The organism is Delftia sp. S65 (assembly GCF_016516495.1).
Lineage (GTDB): Bacteria > Pseudomonadota > Gammaproteobacteria > Burkholderiales > Burkholderiaceae_C > Comamonas > Comamonas acidovorans.
The window spans coordinates 57,770-77,991 of record NZ_JACVUR010000006.1; the positions used below are offsets into that span (position 1 = coordinate 57,770).

A 20,222-nucleotide genomic window follows, 5' to 3' on the forward strand; every position below is an offset into this window, starting at 1 on the left:
AAGCCGCCATCCATGACCGCACGCAAACTCTTCGTCACCACCGCCCTGCCGTACGCCAACGGCAACTTCCACATCGGCCACATCATGGAATACATCCAGGCCGACACCTGGGTGCGTGCGCAGCGAATGCAGGGCAACGCGGTCAACTTCGTGGGCGCCGATGACGCCCACGGCGCGCCCATCATGATTGCGGCCGAGAAGGCCGGCAAGACGCCCCAGCAGTTCGTGGCCGACATCGCCGCAGGCCGCAAGCAGTACCTGGACGGCTTCCACATCGCCTTCGACAACTGGCACAACACCGACGCGCCCGAGAACCACGTGCTGGCCCAGCAGATCTACAGGGACCTGAAGGCTGCCGGCTTCATCGAGACGCGCACCATCGAGCAGTTCTTCGACACCGAGAAGAACATGTTCCTGCCCGACCGCTTCATCAAGGGCGAATGCCCGCGCTGCCACGCCAAGGACCAGTACGGCGACAACTGCGAGGTCTGCAGCGCCGTCTACGCGCCCACCGACCTGATCAACCCCTACTCGGCGCTGTCCGGCGCCAAGCCCGTGCTCAAGAGCTCGGAGCATTTCTTCTTCAAGCTGTCGGACCCGCGCTGCGTGGATTTCCTGACCGAGTGGACCCAGGACGGCCAGCATGTGCAGCCCGAGGTGGCCAACAAGATCAAGGAATGGTTCGGCGTGCGCACCAACCCGGACGGCACGACCAGCGAAGGCCTGGGCGACTGGGACATCTCGCGCGACGCGCCCTACTTCGGCATCGAGATCCCCGATGCGCCGGGCAAGTACTTCTACGTCTGGCTGGACGCGCCCGTGGGCTACCTGGCCTCGCTCAAGAACCTGCTGGACCGCCGTGGCGAGGACTACGAGGCCTACATGGCCGACCCCACGCTGGAGCAGTACCACTTCATCGGCAAGGACATCATCACCTTCCACACGCTGTTCTGGCCCGCCATGCTCAAGTTCAGCGGCCGCAAGACGCCCACCAAGATCTGCGTGCACGGCTTCATGACCGTGAACAACGGCGAGAAGATGAGCAAGAGCCGCGGCACCGGCCTGGACCCGCTCAAGTACCTGGGCCTGCAGATGAACCCCGAGTGGCTGCGCTACTACCTGGGCGCCAAGCTCAACGGCAAGAATGAAGACATCGACTTCAACCCCGATGACTTCATGGCCCGCGTCAATTCCGACCTGATCGGCAAGTACGTGAACATCGCCTCGCGCGCGGCCGGCTTCATCGCCAAGCGCTTCGACGGCAAGCTGGGCACGGTCAGCGAAGACGGCCAGGCCCTGCTGACCCAGCTGCGCGGCCAGAGCGAGGCCGTTGTCCAGGCCTTCGAGAACCGCGACACGGCCCGCGCCGTGCGCGAAATCATGCAGCTGTGCGACCGCGTCAACGAATACGTGGATGCCAACAAGCCCTGGGAGCTGGCCAAGCAGGAAGGCATGGACGCCCGCCTGCAGGACGTGTGCACCACCTGCATCGAGGCCTTCCGGCTGCTGACCATCTACCTGAAGCCCATCCTGCCGGCCGTGGCCGAACAGGTGGAAGGCTTCCTGAACGTGGCGCCGCTGCAGTTCGCCGACGCACAGAACCTGCTGGGCGCCGGCCATGCCATCGGCCTGTACAAGCACCTGATGCAGCGCGTGGACGTCAAGCAGCTGGAAGCCCTGTTCGAGGCCCCCGAGCCCGTGGTCGAGAAGGTCCTGCCCGGTGGCGAGGAAATTGCCGAAACCATCAGCATCGACGACTTTGCCAAGGTGGACCTGCGCATTGCCAAGATCGTGGAATGCAAGCCCGTGGAAGGCTCGACCAAGCTGCTGCAGCTCACGCTGGACGTGGGCGAAGGCAAGACACGCAACGTGTTCTCCGGCATCTCCAGCATGTACCAGCCCGAGCAGCTGCAGGGCAAGCTCACCGTGATGGTGGCCAACCTGGCGCCGCGCAAGATGAAGTTCGGCATCTCCGAAGGCATGGTGCTGGCAGCCAGCCACGCCGATGAGAAGGCCAACCCCGGCATCTACGTGCTGGAGCCCTTCCCAGGCGCCACACCCGGCATGCGTATACATTGAAATGCCCCCTGAGTCGCTTCGCGCCTTCCCCCTGAAGGGGGACGACACCCTCGGTGCGGGGCGGCCCTTCCTCGGCGTCCCTGACTTAGGCTCTGCCGGTTTCAAAGATTGCGCACAGTGTGTTGGACGACAATCATGAAGTCTGCAAAGTCCCGCAAGCCCTCACGGTCCCCGGCCCTGGGGGCTTTTCTTTGCCTGTGCGCCGCGGCCCTGCTGTCCGGCTGCACCGTGGTGGCCGTAACGGCCACGGCGGTCAGCGTCACGGCCTCGGCCGTGGGGCTGGCCGCGGATGCGGCCGTGGGCACGGTAAAAATCGTCGGCAAGGGAGTGGGCAAGGCCGTCGATGCGATGAGCGATGACGGGGCAGCCGCAGACAACAGCGGCATCACGGTCCGCTACCGCACGCCCGATGGGCAGCCTTTGACGCCCTGAGGCTACTGCCCGGCGTAGCGCCCGGGCCGGTGGCTCACGGCCAGGAACACGCCCATGACCACGGCCGCCAGCACCGACCAGGCCACGCGCTCGAAGGGCACGACCCACAGCGCCAGCAGCACCACGCAGCAGTCGATGGCCATCTGCACCTTGCCGGCGCGGATGCCGTAGCGGTCCTGCAGGTAGAGCGAGGCAATGGTGGCGCCGCCCAGGCTGGAGCGGTGGCGCGCCAGGAACAGCAGGCCCGAGCCCATGAGCAGGCCGCCCGCGATGGCGGCAAAGGCCGGGTGCAGGTAGTCGATGTGGATGAGGCGCGGCCCCATTTCGGTGATCAGCGACAGCGCGCCCACGCAGATGAAGGTCTTGATCGTGAAGGTGCGGCCCACGCGCGTCCAGGCAAACCAGTAGAACGGGATGTTGATCGCGAAGAAGACCAGGCCGAACGGCCAGCCCGTGGCGTAGTGCAGCACGAAGGCCAGGCCCGCCGTGCTTCCCGTCAAAAGCCCCGCCTGGGCGAACATCATCATGGCGATGCCCACGAACAGGGTTCCGGTGAAGAGAGCCTGGACATCCTCGAAGAGGCCATGGCGCAGCGAAGCGGTGGCCGGGACAGGCGCAGCGGGCGCGGCAGCGGGTAGGGAAGGCGTGGACATTGTCGGGGTGATGACAGATCTATCGTCGCAAAGGCCCCGGTTCGGGGCCTTCACCGTACCCATGGGGTGTCATAGGTACAAACCCGGATTCTAGAGATTGTTGCCCCGGCGCGCTGTGGCGTGCAGGGTACAGCGCATCGCAGGATGCTTGCCGGGGCCTGCTGTCAGGCGCCGCCGTGCAGTTTCTCGCGGCCCGCGCTGCGCAGCACGCGGCCGTCGGGCCCGAAGGTCACGGTGAACTCCATGTCGCGCGTGGGGGGATCGATGTAGTTCCAGTCCCAGTCGGTTTCCTGCTTGAGCTGGTAGGGCGTGATCTTGGCGGGCTTGCCCAGCATGCGGCGCACCTGCTCCTCGTCCATGCCGGGGTGGATCTTCTCGAAGTTGTGCGGCGCCAGCACCTGGCGCAGCGCGCTCATGCGGCCATCGGTGCCGATGGTGATCATGTAGTTGCGGCTGCCGGCAGGCTGGCGGTTGTACTCGAAGGTGCGCGAGCCGTCGGGCTCGGTCCAGATACGTTCGGGCTCGCCAAAGCGGGCGCGGACGTCGGCCTCGGTGGACAGGCCTTCTTCGAGTTCCTTGATGTTTTGGGGATCGCAGCCGGGCAGCGAGAGCATGCCCATCACGGCCACGGCAACCCCCAGAAGACGGGAGACTAGGTTCATCGGCGGTGTCCCGGTAAAATCACGCGATTCAAGAGGTTATCAGACTATGTCATTCTTTCGCCGCCCCGACTATCGCTCCGACGCCACCAACTTCATCAACGATCTGAAGAAGCAAAAGCCCGAGCTGCCCAGCCAGCAACTGGCCGGCCGCTCTCTGCTGTGGGACAAGGACGTGAACCACGAAGTCTGGGAAGACCTGCGCGCCGGCCGCGTGGACCAGAAGCCCTACGTCTACCAGACGAACTCCTGATTGCCCATGCGATGAAAAATCAGCCTGTTCCCACCGTGCACCCTGCGCATGCGGCATTCGCCCAGGCAGCAAGGCATGGCCGAGGCTGAATCCGCGCTGGCGCCTGCGGGCGCCTCCGCCACATCCCCCCCTCCTGGCGACGGCACCCCGGTCGTGATCGACCAGGTGGCTTTGGCGCGCCTGTACGGCGAGCCGCTGTTCGCCCTGCCGCAGGACCTGTACATCCCGCCCGATGCGCTGGAGGTCTTCCTCGAAGCCTTCGAAGGGCCGCTGGACCTGTTGCTGTACCTGATCCGCAAGCAGAACTTCAACATCCTCGACATTCCCATGCTGGACGTGACGCGCCAGTACATGCGCTATGTCGACGAGATCCGCAGCCGCAACCTCGAACTGGCGGCCGAGTACCTGCTGATGGCGGCCATGCTCATCGAGATCAAGTCGCGCATGCTGCTGCCGCCCAAGAAGCAGGAAGGCGGCGAAGAGGCCGAGGACCCGCGCGCCGAGCTGGTGCGCCGGCTGCTCGAGTACGAGCAGATCAAGCTCGCTGCCCACCAGCTCGGCCAGGTGCCGCACTACGGGCGTGACTTCCTCCGGGCCCAGATCCACATCGAGCAGAACCTGCAGCCGCGCTTTCCCGATGTGGACGTGGCCGAGCTGCAATCGGCCTGGCGCGACATTCTCAAGCGCGCCAAGCTCGTGCAAAGCCACAAGATCACGCGCGAGGAACTCTCGGTGCGCGAGTACATGAGCCAGGTGCTCAAGGCCCTGCAGGGCCGGCGCTTCGTCGAGTTCGAGACCCTGTTCCAGCCCGAGAAAGGCTCGACCGTGCTGGTCGTGACCTTCATCGCCCTGCTGGAGCTGGCCAAGGAAACGCTGATCGAGATCACCCAGGCCGAAGCCTTTGCGCCCATCTACGTGCGCCTGGCCTATACGCCCGTCTAGCGGGCACGGATACAGGCACGCGCACACCGACAGGCCGGCTCCACCGGCCTCCATGCACCATGACTTACAGCGTCAAAGAAATCTTCTACACCCTGCAGGGCGAGGGCGGCCAGGCCGGCACGCCGGCCATCTTCTGCCGCTTTGCAGGCTGCAACCTCTGGACCGGCCGTGAGCAGGACCGCGCCAGCGCCATCTGCCAGTTCTGCGACACCGACTTCGTGGGCACCGACGGCACGCTGGGCGGCAAGTTCGCCACGGCCGACGCCCTGGCCGAACGCATCCTGTCCCAATGGCCGGCCGGCGACAGCCAGCACCGCATGGTGGTGCTGACCGGGGGAGAGCCCCTGCTGCAGGTGGACGAGCCCCTGATCGCCGCCCTGCATGCGCGCGGCTTTCGCATTTCCGTGGAAAGCAATGGCACGGTGGCCGCGCCCGAGGGCATCGACTGGCTGTGCATCAGCCCCAAGGCCGGCGCCGACTGGGTGCAGCGCAGCGGCCAGGAGCTCAAGCTGGTCTGGCCGCAGCCCGGCTTCGATCTGCAGGCCATCGAGGCCGGTACCCGTTTCGACCGCTATTTCCTGCAGCCCATGGACAACGTCCTGCAGGCCGACAACACGGCCGCCTGCATAGCGCAATGCCTGCAGCGCCCGGCCTGGCGCCTGAGCCTGCAGACCCACAAGCTCACCGGCATCCGCTGATTTTTGCCATGCAGTTCACCGTACACCAGCGCTTTTTCTTCGATGCCGCCCACACGCTGGAACGCGCCATCGAGACCGAGAGCAGCCGCCGCATCCACGGCCACACCTACTATGCCGAAGTCAGCGTCACCGGCCCGCGCAATCCGGACAACGGCATGGTGATCGACCTGGGCTACCTGCGCTCGCGCCTGAAGACCCTGGGCGACGCGCTGGACCACCGCTTTCTCGACGAAATCCCCGGCCTGGGCAAGCCCACGCTGGAAAACCTGTGCCTGTTCATTGCCGATTCCCTGGCCGACCTGCAGCCCGCCCCCAGCCGCATCCGCGTATGGCGCGACAGCATCGGCGATGGCTGCGTGCTCGACCTGAACTGAAGCCAGGCCCCTCAGCGGCGCCACTGCCGTTGAACAACTTCACGGCCTTCATGGGATTTCTCCTTCGCATATAGACTTGGTGGCTTTTTTTGCCAGCCCAGGCCCCATCAAGACCGCGCAAAGCGCCCCTCGAGAGACAAACATGTTCCGCACCCTGCTCAAATCCAAGATCCACCGCGTCAAGACCACGCAATGCGAGCTGCACTATGAAGGCTCCTGCGCCATCGACGAGGACCTGCTGGACGCCGCCAACATCGTCGAGAACGAGCAGGTGCACATCTGGAACATCGACAACGGCGAGCGCTTCGTCACCTATGCCATCAAGGGCCAGCGCGGCAGCGGCATGATCTCGGTCAACGGCTCGGCCGCGCGCCGTGCCGCCGTGGGCGACCTGCTGATCATTGCCTCCTTCGCCCAGGTGCATGAGACCGACGTGGCCGAGCACCGGCCCCAGCTGGTCTTCGTGGACGATGCCAACCGCCAGGTCGAACTGCGCCACCACGTTCCCACGCAGCAGCTGTGAGCTGCGCTGCGGTGTGACAATCGCGCGATGACTCAATCGCTTGCCGCCCGCAGCCTTGCGGCTGTGTGGCACCCCTGCACCCAGATGAAGCGGCACGAGGCCGCGCCCCCCATCGCCATCGCGCGCGCCCAGGGGCCCTGGCTCCACGACACCGAAGGGCGCCGCTACCTGGATGGCGTCAGCTCCTGGTGGGTCAACCTCTTCGGCCACAGCCATCCGCACATCCAGGCCGCGCTCACCGACCAGCTCGCCAGGCTGGACCATGTGATGCTGGCCGGCTTCACGCACGCGCCCGTGGTCGAGCTGTCCGAACGGCTGGCCACGCTCACCGGCCTGGGCCATGCCTTCTACGGCAGCGACGGCGCATCGGCCACCGAGATCGCCCTCAAGATGAGCGCGCACTACTGGCGCAACCTGGGCCGCCCCGCCAAGAGCCGCTTTGCCGGCCTGGCCGGCGGCTACCACGGCGAAACCGTGGGCGCGCTGGCCGTGACCGACATCCCCATCTTCCGCGAAGCCTATGCGCCCCTGGTGCGCCTGGCCGACACCGTGCCCAGCCCCGATGCACGCGGCGCGCAAGGCGGCGAAAGCCCGGTCGATGTGGCACGGCGCGCCGCCGAAGGCCTGCGCCAGTGGCTGGAGCAGCACCACGAGACCACGGCCGCCCTCATCGTCGAGCCGCTGGTGCAGTGCGCGGCCGGCATGGCCATGCACGACCCCGAATACCTGCGCCTGGCGCGCGCCCTGTGCGACCGCTACGAGGTGCACCTGGTGGTGGACGAGATCGCCGTGGGCTTCGGCCGCACGGGCAGCATGTTCGCCCACCAGCAGGCCGGCATACGGCCGGACTTCATCTGCCTGTCCAAGGGCCTGACGGGCGGCACGCTGGCCCTGTCGGCCGTGCTGACCACCGAGACCGTCTACGCCGCCTTCTACGACGATTCCGTGGCGCGCGGCTTCCTGCACTCGCACTCGTACACCGGCAACCCGCTGGCCTGCCGCGCGGCCCTGGCCACGCTGGAGCTGTTCGAGCAGACCGATGCCATCAACGCCAACCTCGCGCTGGCGCAAAGGCTTGACGGCGCCTTCACCCCTTTGAACCAGCACGCCCGCGTGCGCCACGCACGGCGCCAGGGAATGATCTGGGCCTGGGATGTGCAGACCTCCCTGCCCGATTTCTCGCGCCGCTACAGCGCAGCCGCACTGGAGCGCGGGCTGCTGCTGCGCCCTATCAGCAACACCCTCTACGCCATGCCGCCCTATTTGCTGGACGAAGAAGCCGTGCAGCACTTGGCGGCCAGCGCGCTGGCCGCCCTTGAAGACACCCTGGCCCAGGAGAACCATTCGTGAACGCCCACCGCACCATTGGCTGCTTTGTCACCGGCACCGACACGGGCGTGGGCAAGACCCTGGCCTCCTGCGGGCTGCTGCATGCGCTGGCCCGCCACCATGCCCGCGTGGTGGGCATGAAGGCCGTGGCCGCAGGCGCCGAGCCCGACGGCCACGGCGGCTGGGCCAACGAGGACACGCTGGCGTTGCGCGCCGCCTCCACCCTGGCCGTGCCGCCCGAACTCGACAACCCCGTGCTGCTGCCCGATCCCATGTCGCCGCACATCGCCGCGCAGCGCGCGGGCCGCTCCATAGAGATCGCACACATCGTGGACAGCTACCGGCGCCTGGCCGAACAGGCCGACGCCGTGGTGGTGGAAGGCGCGGGCGGCTTTCTCGTGCCGCTGTCCGACCAGCTCTCGGGCGCCGACCTGGCCTGCGCGCTGGACCTGCCCGTGGTCATGGTCGTGGGCCTGCGGCTGGGCTGCCTGAACCACGCCGCCCTCACGGCCGAGGCCATCCGCGCGCGCGGCCTGCGCCTGGCCGGCTGGATTGCCAGCCGCGTGGACCCCGCCATGCTGGTGCCCGAGGAAAACATGGCATGGCTGCGCCAGCACCTGGACCGGCAACTGCAGGCGCCGCTGCTGGCCGACATCCCCTTCCAGCAGCACCCCGACCCGCGCGCCACCACCTATACCCTGCCGGAGCAATGGCAATGAGCGGCTCCTGGCTGGACGACATCCCCGCGCGCATCGCCGAGCTCGACGCGGCCCACCTGCGCCGCCGCCGCCGCGCCACGGCGCCGCTGCAGGGCGCCGCCAGCGGCGCCCACATGGAGGTGGACGGTCACCCCATGCTGGCCTTTTGCAGCAACGACTACCTGGGCCTGGCCGGCCACCCCACCCTGGTGCGCGCCGCCTGCGCGGGCGCCCAGGCCTTTGGCGTGGGCTCGGGCGGCTCGCCTCTGGTCAGCGGCCACAGCACGGCCAACGCCGCGCTGGAGGAACAGCTGGCGCACTTCGTGCAACTGCCGCGTGCGCTCTACTTCTATGCGGGCTACGCCACCAATGCCGGCATCGTGCCGGCCCTGGTGGGTGCTGGCGATGCCCTGTTCTCCGATGCGCTCAACCACGCCTGCCTGATCGACGGCGCCCGCCTGTCGCGTGCCCAGGTCCACCGCTATGCCCATGCCGACCTGTCCGATCTGGCCGCGCAACTGGCCGCCAGCACGGCCCGCCGCAAGCTGGTCATCAGCGATGCCGTGTTCAGCATGGACGGCAACGTGGCCGACATCCGCGGACTGCTGGCGCTGTGCGAGCAGTACGACGCGCTGCTGCTGCTCGACGACGCGCATGGCTTCGGCGTGCTCGGCCCACAAGGCCGGGGCAGCCTGGCCGAGGCGGGACTGACGGGCGCAAATGCCTCGCCCCGCGTGCTCTACATGGCCACGCTGGGCAAGGCCGCTGGCGTGGCCGGTGCCTTTGTCGCGGGCAGCGACATGCTGGTCGAGTGGCTGCTGCAAAAGACGCGCAGCTACATCTTCGCCACGGCCGCGCCGCCCATGCTGGCCAGCGCGCTGCAGGCCAGCGTGGCCCTGATCGAGGCCGAGGACGAGCGCCGCGAGTCCCTGGCCGAACGCATTGCCGAGCTGCGCGCCGGCCTCACGCCACTGCTGGCTCGCACGGGCTGGCAGTTGCTGCCTTCGCGCACCGCCGTGCAGGCCCTGGTCATAGGCTCCAACGCCACGGCCCTGGCCGTGATGGAAGGCCTGCGCGAGCGCGGCCTGTGGGTGCCCGCCATCCGCCCGCCCACCGTGCCCGAAGGCACGGCGCGGCTGCGCATCGCGCTGTCGGCCTCCCACACGCGCATCGACGTGCAGCTGCTGCTGACGGCGCTGGACGAGGTCTCGCGCCTGGCCCCACCCCTACCCTGAATCCCTCTTCACCACCGGAACGGAGACATCCATGCCCCATCTCTACGTCGAGTACACCGACAACCTCGCCGGCCTGCCCGGCCAGCAACTGCTGACCGAACTCAACGCCTTCGTCTGCAGCCACCCCAGCATCCTGGACGAGGCCGACGTCAAGGCCCGCCTGCTGCCGGTCAGCCAGTTCGAGATCGGCTCGGCACCGGCCAACCGCGGCTTCGTCCACGTGCAGCTGCGCCTGCTGGCGGGCCGTACCGAAACGGCCAAGAAAGAACTGTCCGAAGGCATTGCCGCGGTGCTGCGCCGCCTCACGCCCCAGCCGGCCGGCATGATGGTCCAGCTCAGCGTGGAAATCGCCGACATGGACAAGCCCAGCTACTACAAGGGTCGCCTGTAAGGCAGGCGCCGGGCCTTGTCCGCCGTGAGCACCCGCGCACGCTGCGCACAATGCCTGCGCCCTGAGCGCACCTGCCTGTGCCCCCTGGTGCAGCCGGTGCCGCATGCGGTGCAGCTGCTGGTGCTCCAGCATCCCGAGGAAGAACTGCAGGCCAAGGGCACGGGCCGGCTGCTGCACCTGTGCCTGCCCGCCAGCCGCCTGGCGGTGGGCGAGGCCTTCGAGCCAGCGCAGTTGCAGGCACTGCTGCACGCGCCCTGGCAGTCGGGCGACGCCCCGCGGCAGGCCGTACTGCTCTATCCGGAAACGCCGCACGGCGACCAGCTGGGCCTGGCCAGGCAAGCGCCCTGGCCGCAGCCCGCGCCATGCCCCGAGGACCTGCGCCTGGTGGTGCTGGACGCCACCTGGCGCAAGAGCCGCAAGATGCTCTACCTCAACCCCGGCCTGCAGGCCCTGCCGCGCCTGGCACTGCAGGGCGACCTTCCCGCCTCGCGCTACGGCGCCCTGCGCAAGGCCCATGCGCCGGGCCAGCTGTCCACGCTGGAGGCAGCGGCCTGCGCGCTGCAACGGCTGGCGCCTGCCGGCCCGTCGCTGCAGCCGCTGCGCGATGCGTTCGAGGGGCTGCTGTCCCTGCATGCCCTGCACAGGCCCGAATGAAAAAACGCCTCGGGAAACGAGGCGTTTTTTCATGGCGGCCGGCCCTGCTTCAGTTTTCCGGCGTGATCTTGGCGAACTTGACCAGTTCGGCGTACTTGCCCATGTCGGTACGGATGATCTGGCCCAGGTTTTCGTCGCCCGTGGCGGCAATGATGCCCGCCCCTTCCAGGCGCGCGCGCATCGCCGGATCGGCCAGGCCAGCCTTCAAGGCCTTCTGCAGGCTGGCCACCACCTCGGCAGGCAGGTCCTTGGGTCCCGCCAGCCCGAACCAGCCGCTCAGCGCGTAGCCCTTGAGCGCAGCGTTCTCGCCCAGTGCGGGCACGTCCTTCATCATGGCGATGCGGTGGGCCGTGGTCACGCCCAGGGCCTTGATCTTGCCGCTCTGGATGAACGGAGCCGCCACCGAGGGAGAGACGATGGCGAAATCCAGGTTGCCGCCCGCCAGGTCGCTGGTCATCGCGGCCGATCCCTTGTAAGGCACATGGACGATGTCCACCCCGGCAATCTTCTTGATCAGCTCGCCCGAGAAATGCGGCGTGGACCCGATGCCCGGGCTGCCGTAGCTGTACTTGCCGGGATGGGCCTTGGCCAGGGCGATGAACTCGTCGATGGTCTTGGCCGGCATCTTGGTGCCGGCCACCCACAGGTTGGGCAGCACGCCGGTCAGCGCGATGCCGGTCAGGTCCGTGGCCGGGTCGTACTTCTGCGCGGCGTTGACGAACTTCGTGCCCGCCAATTCGTTGCTGGAGCCTGCGAGCAGGGTATAGCCGTCGGCCTTGGCACCGACCACGCGCTGCGCGGCCACCACGCCGGCGGCACCGGGCACGTTGTCGACCACGACGGTCGCATTGAGGTGCTTGGCCAGGATGTCACCCACCACGCGCCCCACCAGGTCGACCGAGCCGCCTGCCGCGTAGCCGACGACGACGCGAATGGGCTTGTTGGGATAGGTGGTCTGGGCGCACAGCGGGCCCGCCGCCAGGACAGCCGCGGCGCTGATCAGCGCGCGGCGGGAAATACGGAATTCATGCATGGATCGATCTCAAGGGAGACAGGCATCAGCCAACAATCAAAATGATATTGCTCAACAATATTCACCGATTGTCTGACATTGCCTTGTGGAATCCATCCCTGAAAACCATGAGTTCGACCCCGGCCTGCAGTTCAGCGCAGAACTGCCGGCAGCCAGCCGCGCAGGCTGTTGACGAAGGCCCAGCCCTGCACGCGCGGCAGATCGTCCAGCCGCACCGGGTGCTCCGCCACGCGGCCCTCGTCCAGCGCCACCGCGCGGCCCACGCCGGGCAGCAGGCCGCTGGACAGCGGCGGGGTCACCCAGCGGCCCGCCAGCAGCACGGCGATGTTGCCGCGCGTGCCCTCGGTGATCTCGCCGTCCTCGTTGTGGAGCACGGTGTCGAACACCGAGGCATCGGTGGGCTGCAGGCTGTCGTAGTGCGCGCGGCGCGAGGTCTTGAAGCGCACCCAGTCGCCATGCGCCACCGCATTGGCGATGGGCCGGTCGGCCAGCGCCAGCCGAACAGGCGTGGCGGAAGGCGGCAGCGGCGCCGCCTGGGTCTGTATCCGCCCCGCGGCATCCAGCGCCAGGCGCACGCGCCAGTGGCCGCTGGCGTGCGCCTGGCGCAGTTGCTGCAGGGCCTGCTCCAGCACGGCATCCGTGCAGGGCCGGCCGAAATGCCGCGCCGCGTCCTGCATGCGCGCCACATGGCGCTGCAGGTGGATGAAACCGCCATCCCGCAGGGCCAGGGTTTCCAGAATGTCGAAATCCAAGTCCGTATCCGCCATGGCTGCACGCCCTTTCACACCTTGTCCAGAAAAGCCCTCTTGTGGCGCCATTCCTGCCATTCGGCAGGCGCCTCGGCGCCCGAGGTGATGCCGCTGCCGATGCCGCAGCGCAGTTCCGTGCCACGCGCCACCACCGTGCGTATGGGCACATTGAAGGTGGCGTGCACGCGCCCCGCGGCGATGCCGGGCCGCACCACGCCCACGGCGCCGCAGTACACGCCGCGCGGACCCGATTCCAGCTCGTGGATGAGCCGCATGGCCTGGCGCTTGGGCGCACCCGTGATGGAGCCGCAGGGAAACAGTGCCGCAAACACGTCCGCCAGGCCCGTGCCGGGCCGCGTGCGCGCCTGCACGTCGGACGTCATCTGCCACACGGTGGGCAGGGGTTCGGCATGGAACAGGCGCGGCACCTGGACGCTGAAAGGCTCGGCAATGCGCGAGACATCGTTGCGCAGCAGGTCCACGATCATCACGTTCTCGGCCCGCTCCTTGGGCGAGGACCGCATGGCCTGGACATTCGCCTCGTCCTGTGCAGGCGTGGCGCCACGGGGCGCCGTGCCCTTCATGGGGCGCGTGAGGATGCGCTCGCCATCCCAGTCGAAGAACAGCTCGGGCGAGACGGACAGCACCTGCTCGTCGCCGCTGTCCATGCAGGCCACGTAGCCGCCCGGCTGGGCACGGCGCAGCGCGGCGAACAGCGATGGGATGTCGCCCAGCAGCCGGCCCATGAACTGGGCCGTGTAATTGATCTGATAGCAGTCACCGGCCGCAATCGCCTCGTGGATGCGCGCAATGGCGGCATCGAAATCGGCGCGCTCCAGGCCGGGCTGCCATTGCACCTGAGATTGCACCTGAGGGCCGGCATCGACTGCGTCCGCGTCTTCAGGCCAGGGCCGGGGGCCGTCGAAGACGGCAAACCAGGCCAGCGGCTCGCCTGGCGGCGTGGCATGCAAGGCGCCCGCGTAGGCCGCGTCAAACGCCGCCGCCGCCTCGTAGCGCACCCAGCCCAGGCACCACAGGCCGGCCTGGGCGGCCTGCTGCACGGCGTCAAGCACACCGCGCACCTGCTCGGGCGCACGGGCTGTCAGGCTGCGCAGCGGCGGCCCGAAGCCATGGCGCAGCCGGGCGGCCGAACCGTCATGGGGGTTGGGAAAATCGATCAGAAACTTCACAAAACGGCCGTCAACGCATGCTGTACTTGCATCAGCAGCTTCGCTATCGATAGCAGCCACTGACACGGGGCCGCCCAGTGTAGAGCGAGGGAAACAAAAAAGCGCCCCGAAGGGCGCCAAACCAAGCGTCCCGAAAGGACGCTTTCCACCAACAGGCCCGGCACCATGCCGGACCCATATCCATTCACATCACTTCTGCGTGACGGTGTGCTGGCCTTCCAGGCGGGCCACGGCCTCACGGTAGGCGGGGCCGCTGCGCAGTTGCTGGTAGCGGGCCAGGCCGCGCTGGTATTCGGCCGAGTTGTAGCTGATGTCGCGGTCTGCCGAAGGCGAGGGCAGGTAGGTCATGCCCGCCTGGTGCCACATTTCGAGGTCGGCCAGCACTTCGGCGCGGCTCAGGCCTGCGGTGGCGGAGGACGAGGGGGAAACGGCTTCTTGGGCCATTGCAGTGCCGGCGAGGCCCAGGGTCAGGGCGGCCAGTGCAGCGGAGAGGGTACGCATGTCAGATCCTTTCAAAAGGCCGCTCGGCATCCATTTCCTCACGGCATGGACGTACTATGCGGCGCTGCAGCATTCTTCGTCTGTGCGTTTTCTCACGTGTTTTCGCATCCGGCCCGGGCGGCCCGCTGCCTTTTCACCCGTGCTCCCCTCGACAGAAGGCGAATTCACGCGTTCCTGAAACAGTGTTTTTCGCGGCTTGAAACAGCCGCGGCAGACAAGGCTCAGCGCGCTTCCTCGAGCAGCACGCGCAGGCCTTCGACATGGCAGATGCGCAGGTTGCGGCCTTCACGCCGCAGCAGGCCCAGGCGCACCAGGCGCGACATCTCGCGCGCCACTTCCTCGCGGCTGGAGCCCAGCATCAGGGCCAGGTCGGTCTGCCGGGGTGCGGGCGCCAGCAGGGCCTGCCCCTGGTCGATGCCCGCGCGCTCGGCACGTTCCAGCAACTGGGTATGCAGGCGGCTGCGCACCGACAGCGTTCCCAGATCCACCATGCGGCGCGCCAGCGCCACGGCCAGATCACTGAGCCGGCCGATGAAGGCGCGCAGGACCTGGGGCTCGTTCATGAGCAGGGCTTCCACATCCTCATGGGCCAGCGAGGCAATCAGGCTGGGGACGCCTGCCTCCACCACCAGGGGCATGGCCGTGCAGCCCACCTGCTGCTGCGGCAGACCGCCGAAGAACACGCCCTGGGCAATCTCGCCCAGCGTGAGCCCGCGCCCGTTGGGGGCATAGCTGCTGACGCGCAAGCCGCCCTGCACGAGCATGTAGAGACGCTGATCGGTGTACGCGCCCTCCAGCGTCTGGTGCAGCGCCAGATGCTGCCAGCGGCACTGCGCGGCCAGTTCGGCCAGTCGCTCGTCGGTCAGGCTTTGCAGCACATGGACCTGGCGCAGGCCCTGCCAGGCCACGGCGGGAAGAAGCGGAGATGTCTGTAAGGAACCGGACATGGTGCAACACCGTTGAAGCGCATCCGCAGGGCCTGTGCGGGCCCTGTCGTCCGTCGCGGGAAGTACAGCATAGCGGGATCGCATAGACTCGTCGCGCGCCGGGAATCGCACTGTCCGGCTCCCCGGATGGCCGCACCGCGCAGCACAGAAAAAAGGGAGGGCTTCATGGAATCGAGCATCGAATCGGCACGACTACCCGCGCGCCCGCAGGCCACCGTGGCGGCCTGGGCGCAATCCGTGGAACAGGCGATCGCCAGCCAGCAATGGCATGGCGCGTGGCGTGCACTCATAGACGCCGCCCTGCCGGCCGAAACCGCCGTGCAGCAGAGCCTGCTGACTGCGCTGGACGCCTGGGATGGCCTCGCTGCCGATTCCGGCGCAGAGCCACGCCGCGCGCTGGTGCAGCAGGCCTTCGATGCCCTGCATGCCGCCCATGCCCCGGGCCAGGCGCTGCAGGCCGACTCCGCACCTTCCCGCGCGCACCGTGCGCACCGCGCGTACCGTGTACAGGGACGGCAACTGGTCAAGCGCTACCGGCGCGGCGGCTTTGCGCTGGGGCCGGTGGATGTGGCCGTGGAGCCCGGCACCATCCTGGGACTGGTGGGCGAGAACGGCAACGGCAAGACCACCTTGCTGCGCCTGCTGGCCGCCGATCTGGCGCCCGACGCAGGGCAGCTGGACTGGGGCGTTCCCGCCACCGATGCCTACCTGCTGCGTACCCAGCTCGCCTATATCCCCCAGCGCCCGGCCGTCTGGGGCGGGCGCCTGATGGACCATCTGCAATTCGCCGCGCGCAGCCATGGCGCCGTGGGCCAACGCAACATCTGCCTGGTACAGCTGGTCATCGCGCAGCTGGGGCTGCGCGCCTTCCGGGGCCACCAGTGGAAACAGCTGTCCTCGGGCTACAAGATGCGCTTCGAGCTGGCGCGCGCCCTGCTGTGCCGGCCGCGCGTGCTGCTGCTGGACGAGCCCCTGGCCAACCTGGACATCAACGCCCAGCAGACCCTGCTGACCGATCTACAGTCGCTGGCGCGCTCGCCCTGGCAACCCATGGCCCTGGTGCTGAGTTCACAGCAGCTGTACGAGGTGGAAAAGGTGGCCGACCAGGTGCTGTTCCTGGAGCAAGGCCAGCCGCGCAGCGTCCAGCAGAGCTTTGCCGCCATGGAAGGCTGCGCCATCGAGTTCGAGACCGGCTGGGCCATGGCGCAACTGAAACCCTGGCTGGACCGGCTGCCATCCCATACGCACCAGCTCAGCGGCCAGACCCACATCGTGAGCTTTCACGTGCCGTTCACGGCAGCGCAGTTCCTGGCGCAGGCCGTGCAGGCAGAGATGCCCGTGCGCTATTTCCGCGACATCACCGCATCCACCCGCCGCCTGTTCGTGAGGGACTGAGCCATGCCACGTTTTTCCGATATGACGAACCGCTGGGACCAATGGGTGCTGATGCGCTGCCCCCTGCTGTGGCAGCTGCGCCTGCACTGGTATCTGCCGCTGGCGCTGCTGTGGTGCGTGCTGGTGCTGGGCATCTGGATGCAGTGGATGGCCGAGCCGGCGCGCTGGATGGGCTCCCTGCCCGGCGTTGCGTCCACGGCCCGGCAAACGCCCGAGCAATTGGCACTGGACATCGGCTTCGTCGTGGCCTGGATCGTGGCGATCGGCCTGGCGCTGTGGTGGTTGCTGCGCGTGCGCATCCACAACCGCTGGCGCGAACACGCCCCCGTGGGCCGCTGGGGCCTGTGGTGGGAGTACCTGTGGGGAGCCTTGTTCCTATCGCTGTTGTTCGCGCCTGCGATCGCCTTTTCGCCCATCTATGAAATGCGGATGCAGCGCCAATGGTCGGACACGGATGTCAGTGCACAGATCCAGACTGTCGAGCAAGTCGCAGCCCTGGAGGCGCTTGTCGCGCCACGCCAGGCGGCCATGCTCGTGGAATGGATACGTGTGCTGCGCGAGGAGGAGGTCGATCCGGCGAAGTACCCGAGCATCCAGGCCCTGGTCTGGTTGATGCGCGCAGACCAGGCCGCGATTGCCCAGACACTCGAGCGCTACGGCCAGCCATTGCAGGCCAGAGGCTATGTGCGCCAGTCTGCCAGCTCCGCCCGGGACGAGGCGGAGCACCTGCTGGCCAGCTACCGCAGCGCGCTGCAATCCCCCCTGGCCGAGGAATGGCGCGCCTACCTGGCCGCGAACCCGGAACCAGGGAATGGCGAGAAGGCATCCAGAGCGCAGAACTCCAACTGCAAACCAGCCCTGGGTCGCAGCAGGCCTTTGGATCTGGAGCCGGATCCGCGCAAATGCTTCGGTACCTATCTGGCCCAGAGCAACCGTGAGTGGCTCATGCTGCTGGAGATGTTCGACAGCCGGTGGAGCCCGCTGCAGCATGTGCAATGGAAGCACGCGCGCTACGGCTTGGCCCTGCCGGCCTACCAGGAAAGCCATCTGCGGCGCGCTGACAGGTCCCGCGACGACGAATGGCCAAGGATGTCCCAGTTGCTGGCGGCCGCCAGCGCTGGCTTTTTCCTCGCCTTGGCCCTGGTGCTGGTGCGCCTGATGCCTGCCATGCAGCTGGTGGCCTGGGGCGCATGCCTGGTCCTGACCTTGCTTGGCAGCGTGCTGGCCGGGATGCTGGGAATCACCAACCTCTATGTGCTGGGGCTGTTTCCAGCCGCGCTGATATCGGTCGCCTGGCTGCGCATCCGTGTGCTCAAGCGCCCCTGGGCCGGCGCGGTCCTGCTGGCCCTGGGCATGTCGCTGGCCCTGATATGGCTCGCCGCCGCCTGGTCCAAGTGGTCCGCACTGCTGTTGCCCCAACCCGCCGGCAGCGCAGGCCCTTGGACGGATACCCAGCACTGGCTGGACCTGCTGATGGGCGCGCCTGCCGTGGCAGCCAGCACGGCCATGCTCGTGGCCCTGCTGTCTCCGCTGTGGCGCCGATGGCGTGGCCTGCCCGAAAGGTGACGGAAAAGCAAAGGACAGCTCAGGGACAGGTGCCCCCCGCGCGCATCGCATAGACTCGCGGCAATTCCATCCCCCTCCGAGCGCCCCATGACCCAAGCACCCGTCACCGCCGGCACGCCCTACGGCACCATCCCTCCCGCCTCGCCGCTGCCCCAGCGCCGCCCCGTGAGCCTTCCGCGCCTGGCGCAGATGCGCGAGGCCGGCGAGAAGATCACCATGGTCACCGCCTATGACGCCACCTTCGCGGCCGTGGCCGATGCGGCCGGCGTGGAGTGCATTTTGGTGGGCGATTCGCTGGGCATGGTCTGCCAGGGCCTGCACAGCACCGTAGGCGTGTCGCTGCAGGACATGTGCTACCACACCGCCAGCGTGGCGCGCGGCCTGCACCGCGTGCAGGGCACGGCCTGGCTGATCGCCGACATGCCCTATGGCAGCTACGCCGAAAGCCGCGAGCAGGCCATGCGCAGCGCCTGCGAGCTGATGCAGGCCGGCGCCCACATGGTCAAGCTCGAGGGCGGCGGCTGGACCGCGCCCACCGTGCAGTTCCTGGTGGAGCGCGGCGTGCCCGTCTGCGCCCACCTGGGCCTGACGCCGCAGACCGTGCATGCGCTGGGCGGCTACCGCGTCCAGGGCAAGAGCGACGAGGGCGCGGCCACGCTGCGCCGCCATGCGCTGGAGCTGCAGGATGCAGGCGCCTCCATGCTGGTGCTGGAGATGGTGCCGGCACAGCTGTCGCGCGAACTCACGGCCGAGCTGCCGCACTGCCACACCATCGGCATCGGCGCGGGCAGCGGCACGGCCGGCCAGGTCCTGGTGCTGCACGACATGCTGGGCGTGAACCTGGGCAAGATGGCCCGCTTCGTGCACAACTTCATGGCGGATGCGGGCAGCGTCAAGGGCGCCTTCGAGGCCTATGTGCATGCCGTGAAGAACGGCAGCTTCCCCGACGACAGCAAGCACGCCTGGTAGTCCGGCAGGCTGCACGATCCGTTTTTCCGCTTTCCGCTTCCCGCTTCCCGTTCCCCCGTTTTCCCATGCAAATCGTCCACTCCATCGCCGACCTGCGCGCCATCCTGTCGAGCAAGGGCCGCCCCGCCTTCGTGCCCACCATGGGCAATCTGCACGACGGCCACCTGTCCCTGGTGCGCGCCGCGCGCCAGCACGGCGACATTGCCGTGGCCAGCATCTTCGTGAACCGCCTGCAGTTCCTGCCGCACGAGGATTTCGACAGCTATCCGCGCACCTGGGAGGCCGACTGCGCCAAGCTGGAGGCCGAAGGCTGCGACCTGCTGTTCGCCCCGCGCGAAGCCGATCTCTACCCCGAGCCGCAGACCTTCAAGATCCAGCCCGACGCGCAGTTGGCCGACATCCTCGAAGGCCATTTCCGCCCCGGCTTCTTCACGGGCGTGTGCACCGTGGTGATGAAGCTGTTCTCGGCCGTATTCTTCGCCAGCGGCGGCGGAACGGCCGTGTTCGGCAAAAAGGACTACCAGCAGTTGATGGTGATCCGCCGCATGGTCGAGCAGTTCGCCCTGCCCGTGAACATCGTGGCCGGCGACACGGCGCGCGCCGACGACGGCCTGGCGCTGAGTTCGCGCAACGGCTACCTGAGCGACGACGAGCGGCAGCAGGCCATGGCGCTGTCGCTGGCGCTCAAGCAACTGGCCGATGCCGCGCGTGCGGGCCAGGCGCCGCTGGCCGAACTGGAAGCCTGGGCCATGCAATCCCTGGCCGCCCAGGGTTGGGAGCCCGACTACCTGACCGTGCGCCTGCGCCGTGACCTGCAGCCCCCCGCCGAGGGCGCGCAACTGGCCGGTGCACCACTGGTGGCCCTGGGCGCTGCGCGCCTGGGCAAGACGCGCCTGATCGACAACCTGGAGTTCTGATCCAGCGCAAAACCCTGGCGGCCATGGCGGTCCAA

23 protein-coding genes are annotated in these 20,222 nt (G+C 67.9%); 16 read left to right on the forward strand and 7 right to left on the reverse strand.

Going from position 1 to position 20,222, the window contains the following annotated elements:
- Nucleotides 1-12 precede the first annotated feature (12 nt).
- Together metG and IAE24_RS07710 are read left to right on the forward strand one after the other, a co-directional pair.
- Nucleotides 13-2,079 carry a methionine--tRNA ligase gene (gene metG / locus IAE24_RS07705; protein ID WP_199960128.1) on the forward strand — a complete coding sequence of 689 codons (2,067 nt, stop codon included), beginning with the start codon at nucleotides 13-15 and terminating at the stop codon, nucleotides 2,077-2,079.
- Nucleotides 2,080-2,214: 135 nt separating this feature from the next.
- On the forward strand, nucleotides 2,215-2,511 hold the full coding sequence (locus IAE24_RS07710) for a hypothetical protein (RefSeq protein WP_043824581.1): 297 nt from the start codon (nucleotides 2,215-2,217) through the stop codon (nucleotides 2,509-2,511).
- A gap of 2 nt (nucleotides 2,512-2,513) precedes the next feature.
- Here the strand turns inward: IAE24_RS07710 and IAE24_RS07715 are convergent, their stop codons facing one another.
- Both IAE24_RS07715 and IAE24_RS07720 read right to left on the reverse strand, forming a co-directional pair.
- Nucleotides 2,514-3,164, reverse strand: a complete 651-nt coding sequence (locus tag IAE24_RS07715) for a YitT family protein (RefSeq protein WP_199960129.1) — start codon at nucleotides 3,162-3,164, stop codon at nucleotides 2,514-2,516.
- Between the two features lie 164 nt (nucleotides 3,165-3,328).
- Nucleotides 3,329-3,826, reverse strand: coding sequence for an outer membrane protein assembly factor BamE (locus tag IAE24_RS07720; RefSeq protein WP_199960130.1), 498 nt, complete (start codon nucleotides 3,824-3,826; stop codon nucleotides 3,329-3,331).
- Nucleotides 3,827-3,872: 46 nt separating this feature from the next.
- Between IAE24_RS07720 and IAE24_RS07725 the strand changes: the two genes are divergently transcribed.
- The 10 genes from IAE24_RS07725 (at nucleotide 3,873) to IAE24_RS07770 (ending at nucleotide 10,920) form a co-directional block, all read left to right on the forward strand.
- Nucleotides 3,873-4,076, forward strand: a complete 204-nt coding sequence (locus tag IAE24_RS07725; RefSeq protein ID WP_012203764.1) for a DUF3460 family protein — start codon at nucleotides 3,873-3,875, stop codon at nucleotides 4,074-4,076.
- A gap of 75 nt (nucleotides 4,077-4,151) precedes the next feature.
- On the forward strand, nucleotides 4,152-5,018 hold the full coding sequence (locus tag IAE24_RS07730; protein ID WP_013803906.1) for a segregation and condensation protein A: 867 nt from the start codon (nucleotides 4,152-4,154) through the stop codon (nucleotides 5,016-5,018).
- A 59-nt stretch (nucleotides 5,019-5,077) separates the two neighbouring features.
- Nucleotides 5,078-5,716 carry a 7-carboxy-7-deazaguanine synthase gene (queE, locus tag IAE24_RS07735; RefSeq protein ID WP_034390787.1) on the forward strand — a complete coding sequence of 213 codons (639 nt, stop codon included), beginning with the start codon at nucleotides 5,078-5,080 and terminating at the stop codon, nucleotides 5,714-5,716.
- 8 nt (nucleotides 5,717-5,724) lie between these two features.
- Complete coding sequence (locus IAE24_RS07740; RefSeq protein ID WP_012203761.1) at nucleotides 5,725-6,090, forward strand: 6-pyruvoyl trahydropterin synthase family protein; 366 nt, start codon at nucleotides 5,725-5,727, stop codon at nucleotides 6,088-6,090.
- A 142-nt stretch (nucleotides 6,091-6,232) separates the two neighbouring features.
- Nucleotides 6,233-6,613 (forward strand): aspartate 1-decarboxylase, encoded by a 381-nt coding sequence (gene panD / locus IAE24_RS07745; RefSeq protein WP_016449047.1) that lies wholly within the window; start codon nucleotides 6,233-6,235, stop codon nucleotides 6,611-6,613.
- A gap of 27 nt (nucleotides 6,614-6,640) precedes the next feature.
- Nucleotides 6,641-7,963, forward strand: coding sequence for an adenosylmethionine--8-amino-7-oxononanoate transaminase (gene bioA / locus IAE24_RS07750; protein ID WP_199960131.1), 1,323 nt, complete (start codon nucleotides 6,641-6,643; stop codon nucleotides 7,961-7,963).
- Nucleotides 7,960-8,661: a dethiobiotin synthase gene (bioD, locus tag IAE24_RS07755; protein ID WP_043790591.1), complete on the forward strand. Its 702-nt coding sequence runs from the start codon at nucleotides 7,960-7,962 to the stop codon at nucleotides 8,659-8,661. The genes bioA and bioD overlap by 4 nt, the downstream gene beginning before the upstream one ends.
- Entirely contained in the window at nucleotides 8,658-9,875 is a 1,218-nt protein-coding gene (gene bioF, locus IAE24_RS07760) for an 8-amino-7-oxononanoate synthase (protein ID WP_199960132.1), read from the forward strand. The genes bioD and bioF overlap by 4 nt, the downstream gene beginning before the upstream one ends.
- A gap of 31 nt (nucleotides 9,876-9,906) precedes the next feature.
- A complete protein-coding gene (locus IAE24_RS07765; protein WP_199960133.1) occupies nucleotides 9,907-10,266 on the forward strand; it encodes a 5-carboxymethyl-2-hydroxymuconate Delta-isomerase in 360 nt (119 codons plus the stop codon).
- A 15-nt stretch (nucleotides 10,267-10,281) separates the two neighbouring features.
- Nucleotides 10,282-10,920, forward strand: coding sequence for a tRNA-uridine aminocarboxypropyltransferase (locus IAE24_RS07770; RefSeq protein ID WP_088166251.1), 639 nt, complete (start codon nucleotides 10,282-10,284; stop codon nucleotides 10,918-10,920).
- Between the two features lie 49 nt (nucleotides 10,921-10,969).
- Here the strand turns inward: IAE24_RS07770 and IAE24_RS07775 are convergent, their stop codons facing one another.
- The 5 genes from IAE24_RS07775 to IAE24_RS07795 form a co-directional block, all read right to left on the reverse strand.
- A complete protein-coding gene (locus IAE24_RS07775; RefSeq protein ID WP_199960134.1) occupies nucleotides 10,970-11,953 on the reverse strand; it encodes a Bug family tripartite tricarboxylate transporter substrate binding protein in 984 nt (327 codons plus the stop codon).
- Nucleotides 11,954-12,084: 131 nt separating this feature from the next.
- A complete protein-coding gene (locus tag IAE24_RS07780) occupies nucleotides 12,085-12,720 on the reverse strand; it encodes an aminotransferase class IV (RefSeq protein ID WP_199960135.1) in 636 nt (211 codons plus the stop codon).
- Nucleotides 12,721-12,734: 14 nt separating this feature from the next.
- Entirely contained in the window at nucleotides 12,735-13,892 is a 1,158-nt protein-coding gene (pabB, locus tag IAE24_RS07785; RefSeq protein ID WP_199960136.1) for an aminodeoxychorismate synthase component I, read from the reverse strand.
- Nucleotides 13,893-14,081: 189 nt separating this feature from the next.
- Nucleotides 14,082-14,393: a DUF4148 domain-containing protein gene (locus tag IAE24_RS07790; RefSeq protein WP_013803916.1), complete on the reverse strand. Its 312-nt coding sequence runs from the start codon at nucleotides 14,391-14,393 to the stop codon at nucleotides 14,082-14,084.
- A gap of 221 nt (nucleotides 14,394-14,614) precedes the next feature.
- Nucleotides 14,615-15,340 (reverse strand): Crp/Fnr family transcriptional regulator, encoded by a 726-nt coding sequence (locus IAE24_RS07795; RefSeq protein WP_043781030.1) that lies wholly within the window; start codon nucleotides 15,338-15,340, stop codon nucleotides 14,615-14,617.
- Nucleotides 15,341-15,505: 165 nt separating this feature from the next.
- Here IAE24_RS07795 and IAE24_RS07800 point away from each other — a divergent pair, with 165 nt between their 5' ends.
- The 4 genes from IAE24_RS07800 (at nucleotide 15,506) to panC (ending at nucleotide 20,187) form a co-directional block, all read left to right on the forward strand.
- Nucleotides 15,506-16,735, forward strand: coding sequence for an ATP-binding cassette domain-containing protein (locus IAE24_RS07800; RefSeq protein ID WP_199960137.1), 1,230 nt, complete (start codon nucleotides 15,506-15,508; stop codon nucleotides 16,733-16,735).
- A gap of 21 nt (nucleotides 16,736-16,756) precedes the next feature.
- Nucleotides 16,757-18,301 (forward strand): hypothetical protein, encoded by a 1,545-nt coding sequence (locus tag IAE24_RS07805; RefSeq protein WP_233630765.1) that lies wholly within the window; start codon nucleotides 16,757-16,759, stop codon nucleotides 18,299-18,301.
- A gap of 87 nt (nucleotides 18,302-18,388) precedes the next feature.
- Complete coding sequence (gene panB, locus IAE24_RS07810; RefSeq protein WP_012203749.1) at nucleotides 18,389-19,270, forward strand: 3-methyl-2-oxobutanoate hydroxymethyltransferase; 882 nt, start codon at nucleotides 18,389-18,391, stop codon at nucleotides 19,268-19,270.
- Nucleotides 19,271-19,335: 65 nt separating this feature from the next.
- Nucleotides 19,336-20,187, forward strand: coding sequence for a pantoate--beta-alanine ligase (panC, locus tag IAE24_RS07815; protein ID WP_012203748.1), 852 nt, complete (start codon nucleotides 19,336-19,338; stop codon nucleotides 20,185-20,187).
- The last annotated feature ends 35 nt before the right edge of the window (nucleotides 20,188-20,222 follow it).